This window comes from Caldimonas sp. (assembly GCF_046289365.1).
GTDB lineage: Bacteria > Pseudomonadota > Gammaproteobacteria > Burkholderiales > Burkholderiaceae_C > Caldimonas.
In genome coordinates this window covers 1-2,693 of the sequence record NZ_JBKBVU010000295.1, presented here as the reverse complement: position 1 = coordinate 2,693, position 2,693 = coordinate 1, and the positions used below count along the sequence as shown (strand labels likewise).

At 68.4% G+C, this 2,693-nt stretch carries 3 protein-coding genes; all 3 read left to right on the top strand.

Annotation, left to right across the window (positions count from 1 at the left end; translation table 11 throughout):
* A partial coding sequence (gene serC, locus ACK42S_RS17180) for a 3-phosphoserine/phosphohydroxythreonine transaminase (RefSeq protein WP_409710439.1) occupies nt 1-720 on the top strand: 720 nt, incomplete at its 5' end.
* Nucleotides 713-1,813, top strand: a complete 1,101-nt coding sequence (gene pheA, locus ACK42S_RS17175; RefSeq protein WP_409710436.1) for a prephenate dehydratase — start codon at nt 713-715, stop codon at nt 1,811-1,813. The genes serC and pheA, both read left to right, overlap by 8 nt.
* Nucleotides 1,814-1,836: 23 nt before the next feature.
* Nucleotides 1,837-2,693, top strand: an 857-nt coding sequence (locus ACK42S_RS17170; protein ID WP_409710433.1) for a prephenate dehydrogenase, incomplete at its 3' end; no start/stop codon positions are given.

Genomic DNA, 2,693 nt, shown 5'->3' with positions numbered 1-2,693 from the left:
GGCCACATCACACTGCCGGCGCCAGCCTCATGGCGGCTGCGCAGCGGCGCGGCCTACGTGCACATCTGCACCAACGAGACGATCCACGGTGTGGAGTACCACGAGCTGCCCGACCTGAAGGCGCTGGGCTGCGACGCCCCGCTGGTGATCGATTGTTCCTCGCACATTGCCTCGCGGCCCGTGGACTGGTCGCGCGTGGGCCTGGCCTTCGCCGGTGCGCAAAAGAACATCGGCCCGGCCGGGCTAACGCTGGTCATCGTGCGCGAGGACCTGCTCGGCCGTGCCCTGCCGGTGTGCCCCAGCGCCTTCGACTACCGGGTGGTGGCCGAGCATCGCTCGATGTACAACACGCCGCCCACCTATGCGATCTACATCGCCGGCCTGGTCTTCCAGTGGCTCAAGCGCGAGGGGGGCGTGGCCGAGATGGAGCGCCGCGCGATCGAGCGCTCGCGGCTCGTCTACGACTACATCGACGCCTCGGGCTGGTACGTCAACAAGGTCGACCCCGCTTGCCGCTCGCGCATGAACCTGCCCTTCTTCCTGCCCGACGATCGCCTGAACGAAGCTTTCCTGGCCGGCGCCCGCGAGCGGGGCCTGCTGCAACTCAAGGGTCACAAGAGCGTGGGAGGCATGCGCGCGAGCCTGTACAACGCCATGCCGGTGGACGGCGCGCGTGCGCTGGTGGACTACATGCGAGAATTCGCGGCGAGCCATGGCTGAGACCCCGACCCCCGACGAGCTGCTGGCGCTGCGCAACCAGATCGACGCCGTCGATCGCGAGCTGCTGGCCCTGCTCAACCGCCGTGCTGGCCTGGCCCAGGCGGTGGGCGAGCTCAAGAAGAAGGAAGGCTCGGTGGTCTTCCGCCCCGAGCGCGAGGCCCAGGTCATCGACGGCCTGAAGGCCGTCAACCCCGGTCCGTTGAAGTCCGAATCGGTGGCGCCGATCTGGCGCGAGATCATGTCGGCCTGCCGTGCGCTGGAAACGCCCACCCGTGTGGCCTACCTGGGCCCGGCGGGCACCTTCAGCGAACTGGCCGCCCTGGGCTTCTTCGGCTCGTCGATTCAGCGAGTGCCCTGCGCCAGCATTGACGAGGTTTTCCGCACCACCACCGCCGGTGCCGCCGATTTCGGCGTGGTGCCGGTCGAGAACTCCACCGAAGGCGTGGTGGCCCGCTCACTCGACCTCTTCCTCACCACCCCGCTGTTCATCATCGGCGAGACCAGCCTCTTCGTGCGCCACAACCTGTTGCGCAAGGAAAACTCGCTGGAGGGGATCGAGGCGGTGTGCGCCCATCCGCAGGCCCTGGCGCAGTGCCACCTGTGGCTGAGCAACCACCTGCCCAACGTCGAACGCCGCCCGGTGGCCAGCAACGCCGAAGGCGCCCGCCTGGCCAGCGAGGACCCGCGCCTGGCCGGCATCGCCAGCGAGCGCGCAGCCAGCGAGTACGGCCTGCATGTGGTGGCTCCGGCCATCCAGGACGACCCGCACAACCGCACGCGCTTTGCCATCGTCACCCACCCCGACCGCCATCCCCAGCCCAAGGCTTCGGGTCACGACTGCACGAGCCTGGTGGTATCGGTGCTCAACCGCCCCGGCGCCGTGCACGACATGCTGGTGCCGCTGAAGCAGTACGGCGTGTCGATGACCCGCTTCGAATCGCGACCGGCCCGCTCGGGCCAGTGGGAGTACTACTTCTACATCGACGTCCAGGGCCACCCCGACCAGCCGCATGTGGCCCAGGCGCTGAAGGAGCTGCGCGATGTGTGCGCCTTCTTCAAGCTGCTGGGGACCTACCCGATCGACGTGCACTGAGCCCTCCGGGAGCGTATCGCGCAATGTTCAACCAACTCGGTGTGATCGGCTGCGGCCTCATGGGCGGTTCGTTTGCCCTCGCGCTCAAGCGCGCAGGCCTGGTCAAGCGGGTCATCGGCTACAGCAAGTCCCCCTCCACCACGGAGAAGGCCCGGCGGCTGGGCGTGATCGATATCGCGGCCGAATCGGCCCTGCTGGCCGTCTCGGGTTCGGACATCGTGCTGATGGCCGTGCCGGTGGCCGCCTCGGAAGCCACCTTCAAGGCCATTCGCCACCTGGTCGAGCCGGGCGTGCTGTTCATGGACGTGGGCTCGACCAAGCGTGACGTGGTCGATGCCGCACGCCGCGTGCTCAAGGACCGCGTCAGCTCCTTCGTGCCGGCCCACCCGATCGCCGGCAAGGAAGTGTCGGGCGTGGAGCATGCCGACGCCCAGCTCTACAGTGGCCGTCAGGTCATCCTCACGCCGCTGAAGCAGACCGACGCGGCACTCGTCCAGAAGGCCACGGACGTGTGGTCGGCCGTCGGCGCGCAGGTGCTGCGCATGACACCGGAGAACCACGATGCGGCTTTTGCCGCCGTGAGCCACCTGCCCCACCTGCTGGCCTTCGCCTACTTCAACGCGGTGCACAAGCAGCCGGCCGGCGCCGACTTCCTCTCGCTGGCCGGCCCGGGCTTTCGCGACTTCACCCGCATCGCAGCCAGCGACCCGGCCGTGTGGCGCGACATCCTGCTGGCCAACCGCGAAGAGGTGATCAAGCAGTCGCTGCGCTTCCGGCACACCCTCGACGCGCTGGAGCACGTGATGAAGACCGGCAATGCGCAGGCCCTGGAAGACCTGATCCGCAGCGCCTCCGAAGCCCGCGCGAGCTGGCAGATGTC

Coding starts and splice junctions, on each gene's coding strand:
- pheA (WP_409710436.1), top strand. CDS start 713: ATGGCTGAGACCCCGACCCCCGACGAGCTGCTGGCGCTGCGCAACCAG.